This is a genomic window from Microvirga sp. P4_G7 (assembly GCF_056401005.1).
In genome coordinates this window covers 1-707 of the sequence record NZ_JBFUKD010001098.1, presented here as the reverse complement: position 1 = coordinate 707, position 707 = coordinate 1, and the positions used below count along the sequence as shown (strand labels likewise).

1 protein-coding gene is annotated in these 707 nt (G+C 61.4%); it reads left to right on the top strand.

The features are described 5' to 3' along the window. Window positions 1-15: 15 nt before the first annotated feature. Window positions 16-707 (top strand): inositol monophosphatase family protein (locus AC1DT3_RS23255; protein WP_477467517.1); only part of this gene is annotated, 692 nt, incomplete at its 3' end.

Below are 707 nucleotides of genomic sequence, written 5' to 3'. Positions count from 1 at the left end.
CCTAAGAAGGCCACAATGACACAAATGGCAGCACGCGCGGCTCTCGAGGCCTTCGAACCGAATACTCAGCCGGATCTGCGCTTTTCCGTCGCCTGCGCCGTGGCACGCGAAGCGGGCGCGTACGCCAAACGGCGGTTCAACGGCCGCCCAGGCCTCTCGATGCTCAATTTCAAAGGGCACCAGGATTATCTGTCGGAAACGGACGCCGAGGTCGAGCGGCTCGTGAAGAAACGCCTTCTGGAAAGCTTTCCTGGCGATGCTTTCCTCGGCGAAGAAGGCGGTGGCTCGTTCGAAGATCGGGTCTGGGTCGTCGATCCTGTCGATGGAACCGCCAACTTCGTCCGCGGAATTTCGCAGTTTTGCATTTCCATCGCCTTCGTCGAGGGCAACGAAATTCAAGTCGGCGTGATCTACGATCCGATGTCGGACGAGCTTTTCGCCGCGATCCGGGGCGGCGGTGCGACACTCAACGGTGAGCCCATCAGCGTCAGCGGACTGTCGGATATCCGATCTGCGTCCGTCGAGATCGGTTGGTCGACGCGCAGACCGCTCACCGACTACATGGATGTGGTCGACCGGTTCATGAAGGCCGGAGCCGTCGTTCGGCGTGGCGGATCTGGCGCACTTGCGCTTGCCTATGTCGCCGCGGGGCGCACGGATGCCTATTGCGAACTCCACATGAATTCGTGGGACGCGCTGGCGGGACT